The 16,462-nt window shown below is 63.0% G+C and carries 14 protein-coding genes and 1 pseudogene; 8 read left to right on the top strand and 7 right to left on the bottom strand.

Translation table 11 applies throughout. From position 1 onward, the window contains the following. The first annotated feature begins 141 nt into the window (after nt 1–141). Complete coding sequence (locus tag POS17_RS21320) at nt 142–897, top strand: spermidine synthase (RefSeq protein WP_060840411.1); 756 nt, start codon at nt 142–144, stop codon at nt 895–897. A gap of 52 nt (nt 898–949) precedes the next feature. Here POS17_RS21320 and POS17_RS21315 read toward each other — a convergent pair whose 3' ends face one another. Together POS17_RS21315 and POS17_RS32205 are read right to left on the bottom strand one after the other, a co-directional pair. Further along, the gene (locus POS17_RS21315; protein ID WP_016968523.1) at nt 950–1,741 is read right to left on the bottom strand and encodes a crotonase/enoyl-CoA hydratase family protein; all 792 of its coding nucleotides are present in this window, start codon (nt 1,739–1,741) and stop codon (nt 950–952) included. Nucleotides 1,742–1,760: 19 nt separating this feature from the next. After that, complete coding sequence (locus tag POS17_RS32205; RefSeq protein WP_164990744.1) at nt 1,761–2,051, bottom strand: hypothetical protein; 291 nt, start codon at nt 2,049–2,051, stop codon at nt 1,761–1,763. 76 nt (nt 2,052–2,127) lie between these two features. Here POS17_RS32205 and POS17_RS21310 point away from each other — a divergent pair. Beyond that, nucleotides 2,128–3,835 (top strand): annotated as a pseudogene (locus POS17_RS21310) (DEAD/DEAH box helicase). Nucleotides 3,836–3,973: 138 nt separating this feature from the next. Here the strand turns inward: POS17_RS21310 and POS17_RS21305 are convergent. Then, on the bottom strand, nt 3,974–4,741 hold the full coding sequence (locus POS17_RS21305) for a DODA-type extradiol aromatic ring-opening family dioxygenase (protein ID WP_060840410.1): 768 nt from the start codon (nt 4,739–4,741) through the stop codon (nt 3,974–3,976). A gap of 102 nt (nt 4,742–4,843) precedes the next feature. Between POS17_RS21305 and POS17_RS21300 the strand changes: the two genes are divergently transcribed. Beyond that, on the top strand, nt 4,844–5,512 hold the full coding sequence (locus POS17_RS21300; RefSeq protein ID WP_060840409.1) for a thiopurine S-methyltransferase: 669 nt from the start codon (nt 4,844–4,846) through the stop codon (nt 5,510–5,512). A 65-nt stretch (nt 5,513–5,577) separates the two neighbouring features. Here POS17_RS21300 and htpX read toward each other — a convergent pair whose 3' ends face one another. Both htpX and POS17_RS21290 read right to left on the bottom strand, forming a co-directional pair. Beyond that, a complete protein-coding gene (gene htpX, locus POS17_RS21295; protein ID WP_016965069.1) occupies nt 5,578–6,465 on the bottom strand; it encodes a protease HtpX in 888 nt (295 codons plus the stop codon). A 304-nt stretch (nt 6,466–6,769) separates the two neighbouring features. Continuing rightward, nucleotides 6,770–7,981 (bottom strand): pyridoxal phosphate-dependent aminotransferase, encoded by a 1,212-nt coding sequence (locus POS17_RS21290; RefSeq protein WP_016965070.1) that lies wholly within the window; start codon nt 7,979–7,981, stop codon nt 6,770–6,772. Nucleotides 7,982–8,205: 224 nt separating this feature from the next. On the opposite strand from POS17_RS21290, the gene msrB reads away from it, so the two are divergent. The 3 genes from msrB (at nt 8,206) to POS17_RS21275 (ending at nt 9,646) form a co-directional block, all read left to right on the top strand. Then, the gene (msrB, locus tag POS17_RS21285) at nt 8,206–8,598 is read left to right on the top strand and encodes a peptide-methionine (R)-S-oxide reductase MsrB (RefSeq protein WP_060840408.1); all 393 of its coding nucleotides are present in this window, start codon (nt 8,206–8,208) and stop codon (nt 8,596–8,598) included. 101 nt (nt 8,599–8,699) lie between these two features. Then, nucleotides 8,700–9,185, top strand: coding sequence for a glutathione peroxidase (locus POS17_RS21280; RefSeq protein ID WP_060840407.1), 486 nt, complete (start codon nt 8,700–8,702; stop codon nt 9,183–9,185). Further along, the gene (locus tag POS17_RS21275; protein WP_060840406.1) at nt 9,182–9,646 is read left to right on the top strand and encodes a MarR family winged helix-turn-helix transcriptional regulator; all 465 of its coding nucleotides are present in this window, start codon (nt 9,182–9,184) and stop codon (nt 9,644–9,646) included. Before POS17_RS21280 ends, POS17_RS21275 begins: the two co-directional genes overlap by 4 nt. Here the strand turns inward: POS17_RS21275 and POS17_RS21270 are convergent. Then, a complete protein-coding gene (locus POS17_RS21270; RefSeq protein WP_060840405.1) occupies nt 9,630–11,951 on the bottom strand; it encodes a hybrid sensor histidine kinase/response regulator in 2,322 nt (773 codons plus the stop codon). The genes POS17_RS21275 and POS17_RS21270 overlap by 17 nt on opposite strands. 164 nt (nt 11,952–12,115) lie before the next feature. On the opposite strand from POS17_RS21270, the gene POS17_RS21265 reads away from it, so the two are divergent. Together POS17_RS21265 and POS17_RS21260 are read left to right on the top strand one after the other, a co-directional pair. Further along, nucleotides 12,116–13,006, top strand: a complete 891-nt coding sequence (locus tag POS17_RS21265; RefSeq protein WP_060840404.1) for an ATP-binding protein — start codon at nt 12,116–12,118, stop codon at nt 13,004–13,006. After that, nucleotides 13,003–13,485, top strand: a complete 483-nt coding sequence (locus tag POS17_RS21260) for a GAF domain-containing protein (RefSeq protein WP_016965076.1) — start codon at nt 13,003–13,005, stop codon at nt 13,483–13,485. Before POS17_RS21265 ends, POS17_RS21260 begins: the two co-directional genes overlap by 4 nt. 6 nt (nt 13,486–13,491) lie before the next feature. Here POS17_RS21260 and POS17_RS21255 read toward each other — a convergent pair whose 3' ends face one another. After that, nucleotides 13,492–16,440, bottom strand: coding sequence for an HD domain-containing phosphohydrolase (locus tag POS17_RS21255; RefSeq protein WP_060840403.1), 2,949 nt, complete (start codon nt 16,438–16,440; stop codon nt 13,492–13,494). Nucleotides 16,441–16,462: the final 22 nt, after the last annotated feature.

Genomic DNA, 16,462 nt, shown 5'->3' with positions numbered 1-16,462 from the left:
CGGTGGGAGGGGCATGTTAGCAGCAAATTAGTGCGTGACCTGCTCCTCTCGCTTGGCCGACAATCGCGCCTTTCCCGCTCGCTGCCGAGCGGTTGGTTTCTCGCGCCGGCCCGATTGCGGGCCCCGCGACTAGGAGATGAAATGACTGAGGAGCGCGTCGAGCGTGTGCTCGCCGAGGTTCATGACGAGTTCGGCATGATTCGGGTATTGGAAGTGGCGGACTACCGCTTCCTCGAATTTGGCGACGCCATCGAGCAAAGCTGCGTGTTCACCGCCGACCCCAGTTGGCTGGAGTACGACTACACCCGGGCCATGCTGATCGGTGCCCTGTGTCATGAGGCGCCGGAGAGCGCACTGTTTCTCGGCCTGGGCGCCGGGACCCTGACCCAGGCCTGCCTGAAGTTCCTGCCCCTGGAAGACGTCGAGGCCATCGAACTGCGTCCGGATGTGCCGCGCCTGGCCATCGAGTACCTGGGGCTGGACGACGATCCGCGTCTATATATAAGAATCGGCGATGCCCTGGAGCTGTTGGACAGCGCCGAATCCGCCGACCTGATCTTCGTCGACCTGTACACCGATGTCGGCCCCGGCGTTGGCCATCTGGCCTGGGGGTTTCTGGAAAACTGCCAGAAGCGCCTCAATCCCGGGGGCTGGCTGGTGATCAACCAATGGGCCACCGATGATGGCAAGCCCTTGGGCGCCGCGCTGTTGCGCGGGCTCTATCACCGGCATTACTGGGAGCTGCCGGTGAAGGAAGGCAACGTGATTTTGATCGTGCCCTCCGATCTTGATCAGACGCTCGATCTGCCAGCTCTGAATGCCCGGGCCGAAGCCCTGGCCCCGCGCCTGGGTTACTCCCTGCAGCCGCTGATCAAGGCCATTCGCCCCGCCACTTAAACCCCTGTCAGGCCACGGCTGGCCGGCGAAGACGATCCGCCGGCCAGCCGGTTCAACAGCCCTTGAACACCCCGGGGCGTTTCTCGATCATCGCTCGCACCCCTTCCTTGGCGTCCTCGCTGTTCATCAGCTTGTGCACCAGCGGCGGCAGGCCCTGAGCGGCCAGTGTTTCGCCCTCAAGCCGGGCCTGACGCGCCGACATCAGCGTCGCCTGCACGCCCAGCGGTGCTTGCCGGGCGATGCGTTCGGCCAGTTCCACGGCCCGGGGCAGCAGGTCCTCACTGGCCATCACCTCCTGCACCAGTCCCAGGCGCAGCGCTTCATGGGCGTCGAACTCATCGCCGGTGAGCAACCAGCGCATGGCATTGCCCCAGCCGGCCAGTTGGTGCAGGCGCAGGGTCGCGCCGCCGAAGGGAAATATTCCGCGTTGCACCTCCATCTGGGCAAAGCGCGTATTGCTGGCACACAGATTGATGTCCGCCGCCAGCATCAGCTCGATACCGATGGTCAGGCAGTAGCCCTGCACGGCGACGATCACCGGCTTGCTCACCCGCGGTCCGGCGAACACGCCCCAAGGGTCGCAGCCGCCGGGTGGTGCCTGCCAGCCCTGGGCCAGGGCAGCACCGACATTGGCCAGGTCCAATCCCGCGGTGAAGTGCTCGCCGTGGCCGAACACCACGGCGATCCGCGCCTGGCTGCTGGCTTCGAACTCGCCGTAGGCCAGGCTCAGCTGGTTGAGCAGCTCCAGGTCGAAGGCATTGCGCTTGGCGACCCGGTCCAGGCCGATCAGGAATAGGTGACCGCGCAGTTCGCGGCTGACACGGCTGGCACTGGGCTGATTCATGGACGCGATCCTCAAGGGGTTAGAGGGAATGGGCGAGACGGCTTTCAAGCACCAGGGTGAATCGTTTTAGCGGTGACGACCAACAGCGGCGGGCCCAAGCAAAATAGCGCGCCCTTCGAGTCTGCGCAAAGCCCGTGACCATCGGGCGTTGAGCGGACTTTTCCGATAAAAAAAACTCCCTTTTTTGAGTAATTCCGGTATAGTGCGCGCCGGCCTTTAGCCGGGCCACGTTTAGGTAATGCAATTCCCCGAAGTCAGCTTCGGCTGCTTGTCCGCTGCGCGGACTATCCTTGACGATCCATTCATCCAATCGTTTTCGCAAATCCCCGCCGACAAAGCTGCCAGGGTGACTCTTGAGTCTTACACGGCATGCGCAGCTTTGGAGCATGGGTCTTTGCGGATGCACTTAGAGGCAGACCCATGACCCAGGAAATCGGCGGCTTCGCCGCTCTTGAACTTCATCCCAATATTGTTGCTGCAGTAGTCGCTACCGGCTATGAAGAGCCTTCGGCTATTCAGCAGCAGTCGATCCCGATCATCCTTGCCGGGCACGATATGATTGGCCAGGCGCAAACCGGTACCGGTAAAACCGCTGCCTTTGCCCTGCCTATCCTGCACCGCATTGATCCGTCCAAGCGCGAGCCGCAAGCTCTGATCCTGGCCCCAACCCGTGAGTTGGCGCTGCAAGTTGCAACCGCTTTCGAAACCTACGCCAAGCAGATGCCGGGCGTGACTGTTGTGGCCGTCTACGGCGGTGCGCCGATGGGCCCACAATTGAAAGCAATCCGGAATGGCGCACAGATCGTTGTCGCCACACCGGGCCGTCTGTGCGACCACCTGCGTCGCGACGAAAAAGTGTTGGCCACCGTGAACCACCTGGTTCTCGACGAAGCCGACGAAATGCTCAAGCTGGGCTTCATGGATGACCTGGAAGTCATCTTCAAGGCCATGCCTGAGTCCCGCCAGACCGTACTGTTTTCGGCCACCCTGCCGCAGTCGATCCGGGCCATTGCCGAGCGTCACCTGAAAGACCCGAAACACGTCAAGATCCAGAGCAAGACCCAGACCGTCACCGCGATCGAGCAGGCTCACCTGCTGGTTCACGCTGACCAGAAGACCTCTGCTGTTCTGAGCCTGCTGGAAGTTGAAGACTTCGACGCCCTGATCATGTTCGTGCGCACCAAGCAAGCGACCCTGGACCTGGCCAGTGCCCTGGAAGCCAAAGGCTACAAGGCCGCTGCGCTGAACGGTGACATTGCCCAGAACCAGCGTGAGCGCGTGATCGACTCCCTCAAGGATGGTCGTCTGGACATCGTTGTGGCCACCGACGTCGCCGCTCGTGGTCTGGACGTACCGCGCATCACCCACGTATTCAACGTGGACATGCCGTACGACCCGGAATCCTACGTGCACCGTATCGGCCGTACCGGCCGTGCCGGTCGCGAAGGTCGTGCGCTGCTGCTGGTGACTCCGCGTGAGCGCCGCATGCTGCAAGTGATCGAGCGTGTGACCGGTCAGAAGGTTGCCGAAGTTCGCCTGCCGGACGCCCAGGCCGTTCTTGATGCCCGCATCAAGAAGCTGACCAACAGCCTGTCGCCACTGGTGGCCGATGCCGAAGCGACCCACGGCGAGCTGCTGGATCGTCTGACCGCCGACATCGGTTGCAGCCCGCGTGCTCTGGCCGCGGCCCTGCTGCGCAAGGCCACCAACGGTCAGGCGCTGAACCTGGCAGCCATCGAGAAAGAGCGTCCACTGGTGCCCAACAGCGCGCCACGTGGTGATCGTCCTGAGCGTTCCGGCGATCGTCCTGATCGTGGTGATCGTGAGCGTCGCGCGCCAATGCCTCTGGGCGAAGGCCGTGCTCGCTGCCGTACCGCGCTGGGTGCCCGTGACGGTATCGCTGCCAAGAACCTCTTGGGCGCGATCCTCAACGAAGGTGGCCTGGCCCGTGAAGCCATCGGTCGCATCCAGGTGCGTGACAGCTTCAGTCTGGTCGAGCTGCCGGAAGACGGTCTTGACCGTCTGCTGACCAAGCTCAAGGACACTCGCGTGGCTGGCAAGCAGCTGAAACTGCGTCGCTACCGCGAAGATTGATCCGCCCCCGGGCTGATTGATCAGGCATAAAAAATCCCCGACTGGTTCGGGGATTTTTTTTGCCTGGAGTTCGGGCCGGGACTGTTCGCCGGCAAGCCGGCTGCTGCGCGGCGGTGTAGCAGCCTTGGCGCTGAGGCCTCAGCCAAAGCGGTAGATGTCCATGCCCAGCGCGCCCAGGGTGAAGCCCTGGTGGGCCACGCTGAATTCGCCACCGGCACCTCGGGCGAAGTACAGCGGCAGCAGGTGTTCATCGCTGGGATGGCTGCGCACGGCATGCGGTGCCTGCTGCCGGTAATCATGCAGGGCCGCTTCATCATTGGCCGCCAGTTTTTCGATCATCCAGTCACGAAAGGCCTTGGCCCAGGGTTCGACACTTTCCGGGCCGGCGTGCCAGTCCAGTTCCCGCAGGTTGTGGGTGATGCTGCCGGAGCCGATCAGCAACACGCCCTGTTGCCGCAGGCCTGCCAGGGCGTGGCCGACGCGGGTCTGCAGGGCCGGGCCCAGGCGACTGGGCAGCGATAGCTGGATCACCGGGATGTCCGCTTGCGGGTACATCAGCGACAGCGGCACCCAGGCGCCGTGGTCGAAGGGGCGCTGGTTGTCCAGCTGCGCCGGCAGGCCGTCGGCCTTGAGCAGCTCCACCACTTGTGCCGCCAGTTCAGGATCGCCGGGAGCCGGGTATTGCACGGCAAACAAGGCGGCGGGGAAGCCGCCGAAGTCATGCCAGGTTTCCGGATGAGGGTGGGCGCTGACCCGCAGATCCTGGCTTTCCCAATGGGCTGAAACCACCAGGATCGCCTTGGGGCGTGGCAGCTGTGCCGCCAGGTTGGCCAGGGCGGGACCACTGGCACCGGGTTCCAGGGCCAGCATGGGAGAACCATGGGAGATAAACAGGCTGGGGAGCATGAGGAAGGTCCTGAAGGTTAAGATGCGCCATCTTCAATCAGATCATTGATCTAAATCTAATATAAGTTTTAGCGCTTTTTGATCGAATTTTAAGGACTTCTCATGCAAGCGGACTTTTGGCACAAGCGTTGGGAGCGGGATCAGATCGGCTTTCACCTGGCAGAGGTCAACCCCTACCTGCAGCAGTACTGGCCGGCTCTGGGGCTGGCAGCACAAACCCGTGTGCTGGTGCCGTTGTGCGGCAAGAGCCTGGACCTGATCTGGCTGGCCGACCAGGGCTTCGAGGTGCTGGGCATCGAGCTGGCGGAAAAGGCGGTGGAGGATTTCTTCCGTGAGCATCAGTTGCAGCCTCAGATCAGTCAGCACGGGGAGTTCAAGGTCTATGCCCAGGGTCCGATCCAGCTCTGGTGCGGCGATTTCTTTGCCCTGACTGCCGAGGACACGGCTGGTTGCACAGCCCTGTACGACCGTGCGGCCATGATTGCCTTGCCCCCGCCGATGCGGCAGCGCTACACCGCCCACCTCAATGGCCTGTTGCCGGAGGGCAGCCAGGGGCTGCTGATAACCATGGACTACGCCCAGGAGCAACTGGACGGGCCGCCATTCGCGGTGCTCGACGATGAGGTTCGACAGCGCCTGGGGGATGTCTGGCAGCTGCAGGTCGAAACGGAGCGCGACATTCTGGGAGAGAGCTGGAAGTTTCTCCAGGGTGGCGTGACCCGGCTGGTGGAGCGGGTCTATCGCCTGAACAAGCAAGGTGTCCGTGAATAGGCTTTATTGGCGGCCATGCAAAAGGGCGACTCGCGTCGCCCTTTTGGGTATGGCCTTGCAGCGGATCAGCCGCGACGACGCAGGGCGTCGATACGCTCTTCCAGCGGCGGGTGGCTCATGAACATGCGAGCCAGGCCCTGTTTGATGCCGCCATTGATGCCGAAGGCGTTCAGGGTGTCGGGCATATGCACCGGCAGGCCCTGTTCCGAACGCAGGCGCTGCAGGGCGCCGATCATGGCGTTGGTGCCGGCAAGGCGGGCACCGGCTTCGTCGGCACGGTATTCACGCTTGCGCGAGAACCACATGACGATGGCGCTGGCCAGGAAGCCCAGGACCAGCTCGGCGAAGATGGTCGCCACGTAGTAGGCAATGCCCTGGCCTTCTTCGTTCTTGAAGATCACCTTGTCGACGAAGTTGCCGATGATCCGCGCGAAGAACATCACGAAGGTGTTCACCACGCCCTGGATCAGCGCCAGGGTCACCATGTCGCCGTTGGCAACGTGACCGATCTCGTGGGCCAGCACGGCTTTCACTTCATCGGGCGAGAAACGCTCCAGCAGGCCCTGGCTGACCGCTACCAGGGCGTCGTTCTTGTTCCAGCCGGTAGCGAAGGCGTTGGCCTCGTAGGCCGGGAAAATACCCACTTCGGGCATCTTGATCCCGGCTTCGCGGGACAGTTGCTCAACGGTTTGCAACAACCATTGCTCATGGCGGGTGCGCGGTTGAGTGATGATCTGCGTGCTGGTGCTCATCTTCGCCATCCACTTGGAGATGAACAGCGAGAACAGCGAACCGGCAAAACCAAAGACGGCACAGAAAATCAGCAGCTGATTGAGGTTGAGATCAACCCCATTGGCCGCCATGAACCCGTTGAAGCCGAAAAGGCTCAGGGTGATGCTGGCAATCAGCACGACCGCAAGGTTAGTGGCCAAAAACAGCAGGATTCGCATCATGGTTGTAGAAATCTCCTCAAGCTAAAGATGTAGCGTACTGCGGGGTATATAAGGTGCGGCAACGGCCTATTCAATACGGCTTCTATTTCAAACTGTGTCGTCTAGCCCCAGTGTTAGGCGCTTGCATTGACGCGGCGCGAGCGATTGTCGGAAGGGGCAATCAACCGGCTGCGGTGCAGGGTTTGTGACCATGGGCCGGGCGGAAAGTGCAAGCTTATAGAAGGGGCGTGGTGCAGGGCAGTGAAGATGTGTTGCTGAATTAATCGCAGTGCGACCGGGTAAGGATCGCACTGCGTGATTCGGATTACTGACGGTAGGACTTGAGGAAACTTCCGATCCGACCAATGGCCTGTTCCAGGTCATCCACCCGCGGCAGGGTGACCACGCGGAAGTGATCCGGCCAAGGCCAGTTGAAGGCGGTGCCCTGGACCACCAGGAGTTTTTCCGAAAGCAGCAGGTCGAGAACGAACTTCTCGTCGTTATGGATCGGGCAGACTTTCGGGTCGATCCGGGGAAAGGCATACAGCGCGCCCATGGGTTTCACGCAGCTGACCCCGGGAATGTCGTTGAGCAGCTCCCAGGTGCGGTTGCGCTGTTCCAGCAGGCGGCCCGGCGGCAGCACCAGGTCGTTGATGCTCTGGTAGCCGCCCAGGGCGGTCTGGATCGCGTGCTGGCTGGGCACGTTGGCGCACAGGCGCATGTTGGCCAGCATGTCGATGCCTTCGATATAGCTCAGGGCATGTTGCTTGGGACCGGAAATCGCCACCCAGCCGGAACGGAAACCGGCTACGCGGTAGGACTTGGACAGGCCGTTGAAGGTCAGGCACAGCAAGTCCGGTGCCAGGGAGGCGGTGCAGATGTGCACGGCGTCGTCGTAGAGGATCTTGTCGTAGATCTCGTCCGAGAACACCACCAGGTTGTGCTGGCGGGCCAGTTCCAGCATGCCCAGCAGCACTTCCTTGGGGTACACGGCGCCGGTGGGGTTGTTCGGGTTGATGATCACCAGGGCCTTGGTGTTCGGGGTGATCTTGGCCTTGATGTCGGCCAGGTCCGGCCACCAGTTGGCCTGCTCGTCGCACAGGTAGTGCACCGGGTTGCCGCCGGCGAGGCTCACCGCGGCGGTCCACAGCGGATAGTCCGGGGCTGGCACCAGCACTTCGTCGCCGTTGTTGAGCAGGGCCTGCATGGCCATCACGATCAGCTCGGAAACACCGTTGCCCAGGTAGATGTCTTCAATGCCGATGCCTTCCACCTGCTTTTGCTGGTAGTACTGCATCACCGCCTTGCGCGCACTGAACAGGCCCTTGGAATCGCTGTAGCCCTGGGCGGTGGGCAGGTTGCGGATCACGTCCTGGAGAATCTCGTCCGGCGCTTCGAAACCAAAGGGCGCCGGGTTGCCGATGTTCAGCTTGAGGATGCGATGGCCTTCCTCTTCCAGACGCTTGGCGTGCTTGAGCACTGGGCCGCGAATGTCATAACAGACGTTGGCGAGCTTGTTCGATTTGCTGACCTGCATGGCGATGTGTTCCCGAAAATGAACGATCCAGGCGGAGGATGAACTACCGTACTGGGAATCCTGCCGTGTCACACCGGCCTGTAGCCCGCACCGGCTGCGGCAAAATCCGTTTGAATGGGTGTAACGCGGCTGCCAGACTGGCGTCTGACGAGGCGCAATCATACGTGCCGCCCGATCCGTGGAAAAGACACAGATCGGGCTTTTTCCGTTGCAGAGGAAGGACCATGGAAAAGCTGGAAAAAACCCTGGAAGAGTGGCGGGCGATGCTCGATCCGGAGCAGTACAACGTCTGCCGGCTCAAAGGCACCGAACGCCCGTTCTCGGGCAAGTACAACGCCACCAAGACCGATGGCGTCTATCACTGCATCTGCTGCAACGAGCCGCTGTTCGACTCCCGGGCCAAATTCGACTCCGGCTGCGGCTGGCCCAGTTTCTACGAGCCGATCGCCGACAGCGCCATGGTCGAGATCCGGGACATGAGCCACGGCATGATCCGCACCGAAGTGGTCTGTGCCAAGTGCGATGCCCACCTGGGCCACGTCTTTCCGGACGGTCCGCCACCCACCGGCCTGCGTTACTGCATCAACTCGGTGTGTCTGGATCTCTCGCCGCGCTAGGGCACAAGGCGACTCTTGGGTCGCCTTTTTATCAATTAAATTGCACACAATTTAATTGGGCGCTATTTTTACCGACTCTTATCCTGAGTGGAATTGCTGCCATGACCGACTCGCTGCTGACTATTCCCTGCACCACCATCAAGGGCGAACACAAGACCCTGGCGGACTTCGCCGGCAAGGCCGTGCTGGTGGTCAACACCGCCAGCAAATGTGGCTTCACCCCTCAGTACAAGGGGCTTGAGCAGCTGTGGCAGACCTACAAGGACCAGGGCCTGGTGGTGCTGGGTTTTCCCTGCAACCAGTTCGGCAAGCAGGAGCCGGGTGACGAAGGGGCGATTTCCGAGTTCTGCGAGCTGAACTATGGCGTCAGCTTCCCGCTGTTCAAGAAGATCGACGTCAATGGCGCCGCGGCCCACCCGCTGTTCGTCCAGTTGAAGAAGCGCGCGCCCGGTGTCCTCGGTTCCCAGGGCATCAAGTGGAACTTCACCAAGTTCCTGATCGGTCGGGACGGCAAGCTGGTCAAGCGCTTCGCTCCGGCGACCAAGCCCCAGGACCTGACCCGCGAGATCGAAGCCCTGCTCAAATGAACGACCTGCCCGTGGATGCCTCCCTCCAGCTCGACCGCCAGCTGTGCTTCAAGCTGTACGCCGCCTCGCGGGCGGTGGTGCGTGGTTACAAGCCGATGCTCGACCGCCTCGGCCTGACCTACCCGCAGTACCTGGTGATGCTGGTGCTGTGGGAGTGGCAGGCGACGCCTGTGCCGCAGCCGACCGTCAAAGCCCTGGGGGAGCGTCTGTTGCTCGACTCCGGAACCCTGACCCCGCTGCTCAAGCGTTTGCAGCAACTGCAGTTGGTGCAGCGCCAACGTTCCGGGCGCGATGAACGGGAAGTGCACCTGAGCCTGAGCGAAGCCGGACTGGCTCTGCGGGATCAGGTGCCGCCGCTCAAGGCGGCGCTGTTGTGCGACAGCGGCGTCGATCTCGACAACCTTGATCCCTTGCGCGACGGCCTCGATCACCTGCTGCAGCAGATCAGAGCCTTGTCGTAGTCGGCACCCACTGGTCCAGCAGGGCGATCAGTTCCTCGCGGCGAAATGGCTTGGCCAGGTAGTCGCTCATGCCCGCGGCCCGACAGCGTTCACGCTCCTCGGGCATGGCGTTGGCGGTCAGGGCAATGATCGGCAGGTCCGGCCAGCGTCCGCTGCGACGGATCTGCCGGCTGGCCTCGTAACCGTCCATGACCGGCATGTTGCAATCCATCAGCACCAGATCGAAGCGGTTGTGCTCCAGTTGGTTGAGGGCTTCGGCACCGTGGGCGGCCACGGTCACCGCGCAGCCGAGTTTGCTCAGCATGCCCTTGGCCACCAGTTGGTTCACCGGGTTGTCTTCCACCAGCAAAATGTCGGCCCGACGCCGCTGCGTCGGCATGTTCAACTGGGCGTCGTTGAGGGTGATGGTTTCCGCCAGCAATGAGCGGCGCAGGGTCTGATACAAGGCATTGCGCGCCAGGGGACGGGCCTGTTGCTGCAGTGGCGCCAGGGCGCTGGCCTCCTCGCTGGGCAGGAAGCTGCCATAGGCGGTCACCAGCAGGATCGGCGCGGTGATGGCCGGGCGCAGGCCAAACAGGCATTCCGGGCAATCGGTGATCAGCAGGTCGGGATTGATCCCGGCCAGCGAGGCCTCGATGTCGTAGCGCCGGTAGTCCAGGCCCCAGGTCGGCAACAGGGAGTCGAGCAGTTCGGCCAGGCCGCTACCGGCATCGGTAATGCCCACGACCTTTCCGGACAAGGCCGGCGGCGGGGCCGAAGGCGTATGGCAAGGCAGCGGCAGATCGGCGCAGAACTGGCTGCCGAAACCGACTTCCGAACTGATGGTCAGGCGCCCGTGCATGGCTTCGCACAGGTTGTTGGTCAGCGCCAGCCCCAGGCCGGTGCCGCCGTACTGGCGGGTGATGCCGGCGCCCGCTTGGGTATAGGGCTGGAAAATCTTCACCTGGGCTTCCTGGGCGATGCCGATGCCGGTGTCGCAGATCTCGATGCGCACCCCGTCACCCTGCGTGCTCAGGCGTACATCGACCCGGCCGAAGCGAGTGAACTTGAGGGCATTGGACAGCAGGTTGCTGACGATCTGCCGCACCCGCATCGGATCCCCCAGCACCAGGGCCGGAAAGTCCGGAGCGATCAGGCAGGCCAGTTCCACGCTGGCCGCGGCGTTCTGCGACAACAGGTTGGCGGTGTCCTCCACCAGCACCCCGAGATCGAAGGGAATGCGCTCCAGTTCCAGCTGCCCGGCGTCGAACTTGGACATGTCGAGAATATCGTTGAGCAGCTCCACCAGCACCTTGCCGGAGTCGTGGGCGATGGACAGCTGCTGGCGCTGTTCGGGGTTCAAAGGGCTGTCCAGGGCCAGGGCGATCATCCCCAGCAGGCCGTTGAGCGGGGTGCGGATCTCGTGGCTCATGTTGGCCAGGAAGGCGGCGCGGGCCTGGGCCATGTCCAGCGCGGTGCGTCGGGCAAGCTCCAGTTCTTCGTTGGACTGGCTGAGCCGGGCGTTGCTGGCCTTGAGCTCGGTGGTACGCGCCGAGACGATGTTTTCCAGTTGCCCGAGGTACTCGGTCAGGCGGTTCTCGGCAATGCGGCGCTGCTGGATTTCCGTGGCCATGATCTCGAACTGCTGGTTGGCGACCTTGACCAGCACCCCGACTTCATCGTTTTCATGGCCCGGGGGGAATTCCAGCGGAGTCTGTTGCGGGCTGCGTGGATCGCGGCTGCTGAGCTCGCGGATCACCCCCACCAGCGGCTTGGTCAGCATCACGTAGAACAAGGCCAGGAGAATCCCGGTGAGGATCAGGCTGCGGGCAAAACCGTTGATCAGGGTGACTTCGGCGCGGCGCAGGAAGCGACTGCCGAAGGCATAGGTATCCACGTCCAGGTGCAGGGTGCCCAGGGATTCTTCCGGCAGGTGGCTCAGGTACAGGCGGTCCTCGAACTGGCGGTCGGCGCCGAACAGGAAGTCGCTCAGGGCCCGGTAACCGCTCTGTTGCGGCGGGCGCTCGACGTTGGCCAGCAGGGTATTGTTGTTGTCGATCAATTGCGCGCGAATGATCGCCGGGGAGCGCAACAGGCCCAGGGTCAGCTCCTGGGCCAGTTCGGCGTCGATGTTGTAGGCAATGCGCGAGGCCGGGTTGTGGCTGATTTCCAGCAATGACTGGATTTCACGATTGATGGAGGCGTCTTCACTGGCATAATCGATGCCGATTTGCAGCAGACTGAGCGCGGTCCCCAGAATGAACCCCACCAGCACGGTGAGCCGGGCCTGTTTATAGGACAGGCGGTTGGTGAACTTGATATCCATGGGGGGCTGAACCACTTTCGTTTCCCTTCGCTGCGCAAGCATAGCTGATCATCTTTGGTTGCCGGTCGGGTCGGCAGCAGCTGACAAGGCGATAGACCCTTTGATCAGGACGGCGTTTGGTCTGTGTGCCGCATCATTACCTTGAACGTGCCTGAGGAAAAGCCGTGGATGCCCGATTGAATGCATTTCTTGAACGTGCCGACGCCGTGCTGGCCCGGATCGAACCGCTGTTGCCGACCCTGCGCCAGAACATCGACTGGAACCAGTGCCTGGCCGCGCGCTGGCAGCGCGAGGGCCGCAGCGGCTTCCTGCTGCCCCTGGAGGTCAGCCTGGACATGCGCCTGAGCGATCTGATCGGGGTCGACAAGCAGCGCGAGCAACTGGCGCGCAACACCCGGCAATTCCTCGATGGCCTGCCGGCCAACCATGCCCTGCTCTGGGGTTCGCGTGGCACGGGCAAATCCTCCCTGGTGCGCGCCTTGCTGGCCGAACATGCCAAGGGCGGCCTGCGGCTGATCGAGATCGAGCGTGATCATCTGGCGGACCTGCCGCGGGTGGTGGAGCAACTGGTCAAGCTGCCCCAGCGTTTCGTGCTGTTCTGCGATGACCTGTCGTTCGAGGCCGGCGAGGGCGATTACCGGGTGCTCAAGAGCGTGCTCGACGGGTCCCTGGAACAGGCCCCGGAAAACGTATTGCTGTACGCCACGTCGAACCGCCGGCACTTGGTGCCGGAAAAGGAAAGCGACAACGAGAACTGGAAGCGCGTCGACGGCGAGCTGCACCCCAGCGAAGCGGTGGAGGACAAGATCGCCCTGTCGGACCGCTTCGGCCTGTGGCTGTCGTTCTATCCCTTCACTCAGGAACACTTTCTCAATGTGGTGGAACACTGGATCGGCGAGCTGGCGCGCAAGGCCGGCTTGAGCTGGCAGCGCACGGAGGAGCTGGACATTCTGGCGGTACGCTGGGCCACGGGCCGGGGTAACCGCAACGGCCGGTGTGCCTATCAATTTGCCCGCTATTGGGTGGGCTTGCAGTTGTTGGAGCAAAAAGCATGATCGATTTGCAAAGTGCCGGCCAAGGTCTGGATGGCTACGGGCTGTTGTGTGCCCAACTGGAGTCGCTGTTGGCCGATGAGCGTGACTTCATCGCCAATGCCGCGCAGTTCTCGGCGTTCCTGTTCAGCCAGCTCGACGACCTGAACTGGGCCGGCTTCTACCTCAACCGCAACCAGGAACTGGTGCTGGGTCCGTTCCAGGGCCAGATCGCCTGCGTGCGGATTCCCTTCGGCCGTGGCGTCTGCGGCACTGCCGCGGCCACCCTGCAGACTCAGCGGGTAGAGGATGTGCATGCCTTTGCCGGACACATCGCCTGTGACAGCGCGTCCAACAGCGAGCTGGTGGTGCCCCTGGTCAAGGACGGCCGGTTGATCGGCGTGCTCGACCTGGACAGCCCGAAGCTGGCCCGCTTCAGTCCGGCGGACCAGGCCGGGATCGAGCAACTGGCGGCGATCTTCCTGCGCCTGAGTGACTGCTGACCGCCATCAGGCGGTCAACCCTGCCTTTTTCAACAGCGCGTCCCGATCCACGGCATCGATCTGCTCCGGCACCAGGAAGCGCTCGGCGTAGCGCTGATAGATCTGCTCCTGGAGAAACAGCTCGAACAGCTCGGGATCGATGTGGGCGTCGCGGCACATCATGGCCATGATGTTCAGCGCTTCGCTGAGGGTCTTGCCCTTCTTGTAGGGGCGGTCCGCGGCGGTCAGGGCCTCGAAGATATCGGCGATGGCCATCATCCGCGCCGGCAGGCTCATCTGTTCGCGCCTGAGCTGCTTGGGGTAGCCGCTGCCGTCCATCTTCTCGTGATGGCCGCCGGCGATCTCCGCCACGTTCTGCAGGTGGCTGGGGAAGGGCAGGTGGTTGAGCATGATGATGGTCTGCACGATGTGGTGATTGATCACATAGCGCTCCTCGGCGGTCAGCGTGCCCCGGGGCACGCTCAGGTTGTACAGCTCGCCGCGGTTGTACTTGTGGGCCGGCACCTGGAGCTTGAAGCCCCAGGGATTGTCCGCGGTCATGATCTCCACCGCGCTGCGCTCGAACAGGTGTTCCGGCTTGTCCGCCAGCAGCCGCTCCTGCACCGGCAGGCTGGGCGCCGGCGTGCGTTCCTGGCGCCGCAGCTCTTCCCAGGACACCCCCAGGCGATCATCCAGGGTCCGGCTCCAGGTGCGCTGGGCGATATTCTGCAGGCGCTGCTGGTCGGCCTCGGCCATGAACTCGGCCCCCAGGTTGCAGCGCGCGACAAAGGCGAAGTCGTCGTCCAGGGCACGCAGGCGCTCGTCGCGGCTGGCGGCCTGGGCAGTGACTTCCGCCCCTTCGGCCACGGCCCGCCAGTAGTCGATCCAGGCATCGCGCTTGAGCACTTCGAAGCGGGTACGGATTTCATGGATCCGATCGTTCAGGGTTTCCAGCTTGGTGGCCTTGTCCACCACGTATTCCGGGGTCGTGACCTTGCCGCAATCGTGCAGCCAGGCTGCGATATGCAGGGCTTCCCATTCGTCGTCGGTAGGCTGGTAGGCGGCGAATCGCGGGTCGTGGCTGGCGGCCGCGGCCTCGGCCAGCATCAGGGTCAGGGCCGGCACCCGCTGGCAGTGGCCGCCGGTGTACGGGCTCTTGGCGTCGATGGCGCCGGCCAGTAGCTGGATGAAGGCGTCCAGCAGTTGCTTCTGCTTGTTCTGCAGGCGCTGGCTTTCGATGCACAGCGCGGCGGTGGCGGACACCGCCTGGATAAAGGCGATCCGATCCGGGCTGAGTTTGTCCAGGTCCGCCTCGGTGCCGCTGTCCTCCAGAAACAGCAGGAGCATGCCCACCATTTCGTGATGGCGGTTGCGCAAGCGCAGGCCCAGCAAGTGGGCGCTGGGACTGTCCAGGGCCAGCAGCACGCTTTGCAGGCTACCGGCCTGTTCGAAGCCCAGGGTGGTGACCACGGTGTCGCTGTCGGTGAGTTGGCGCAGCCAGTCCGGCAGCCGGTGGTCGGTCAGGTCCTTGGTGGCGATATTGAAGCGCGGTAGATCCTGATGCTCGCCGTCGATGATCAGGCCATAGGGTTCCAGGCGCGCGCCCTTGCTTTCAGAGAGGTAGATCAGGCCGGCCTTGGCCTGGGCCAGCTTGACGGTTTCCGACAGCACTCGTTGCAGCAGCGGGTCGAAGCGGGTTTCCGCCGACAGGCTGGCATTGATCTCGAAAAAGCTCGCCAGGGTGTCTTTCATCCGGGCCATGGACAGGCTCAGTTGATCCACTTCCAGCACCGGCGAGCGGCGTGACATCGGCACCTTGAAGTCGAAACTGCGGATGGCGTCGGCCTCTTGCACCAGGGCGCGCAGCGGTCGCACCAGCACCCGCGAGATCAGCCAGCCCAAGGGCAGGCACAGCAGCAGGATGGTCAGGGTGATCAGCGCGCCTTGCCAGCGCAAGCGATAGGCATCGGCCAGCAGCTCATCCTCGGGCACCAGCAAGGCCAGTTGCAGGCCGCCCGGCCCGCCCTCGGCGATCCGGTTGCTGGCGGCGATCCAGCTGCGCCCCTCGGACTGCAAGTGGCCGTTTTCCGCCTGCTCTCGCAGCAGCGCGCCGAACACCGGATTCAGGGCATTGGCCTTGATCAGGCGTGCGCTGTGCTTTTCCAGGACCAGCTTGTCGCTGTCGGGATAGGCCACGACGTTGCCCCGGTCGTCGAGCAGGGCAATCTCGGTGCCGGGGGTGACCCGGTGCTTGGCCAGGGTCGAGGACAGTTGTTCCAGCGTCAGGTCGGCGCCCATCACTGCCAGGTTGCCGCTGCTCAGGGCCAGGGTGGTGCCGACGTTGTTGGTGGAATAGAAGACATAGGGCTCGGTGGTGATCTGCTCGGTTTCGTTGCGGGCGTTGGAAAACCAATCGCGGTTGCGAGGGTCGTAGCCCTCCTGCGGGTGCTCCTGGCGGCCGATCATCGAGAGCTGCGAATCGAAGAACAGTGATTGTGAGTGCATCTGTCCGGCGTTGGCGTCGCGCTCGATGCTCCAGACTTCGTAGGCACTGTTGGGCGGCGCCTGGCGCTGATTGCGGATAGCCGCGTCGCGCAGGGGCCGCACCATGAAGAAATCGCCATTGGCATACCCCAGGTACAACGAGGCCAGGTTCGGGTTGTCCTGCAGCGACTGGCTGAACGGCCTGAGCAGTGCCAGGCGTTGCTCCAGGTTGCCGCTCTGGGTCGCCGGGTCCCCGGCCAGCAGGCGCAGCAGATGGCGGATGGGTTCGTAAGTGGACTTCAGGTCGCCGCGCACATCCTGTTCGATGCGCTGGAAGAGCTTTTCGCTGCTTTGCAGGATGATGCGGGTGGTCTGCCGGTAGTTGTAGATCCCCAGGATGACCCCGGTGAGCAGCATCAGCAGGGTGAACATCACGCTGATGTGGATATGAAGAGGAAAGCGACGGAGGGCAGGCGTTGGCGTGCTCGGCATTGCAATTCTCTCCGGAGGCGCA

The sequence above is a fragment of the Pseudomonas sp. Os17 genome, from assembly GCF_001547895.1.
In the GTDB taxonomy this organism is placed as follows: domain Bacteria; phylum Pseudomonadota; class Gammaproteobacteria; order Pseudomonadales; family Pseudomonadaceae; genus Aquipseudomonas.
Note: the sequence above shows the minus strand (reverse complement) of the source record. Positions and strands in the feature narration are given on the sequence as shown.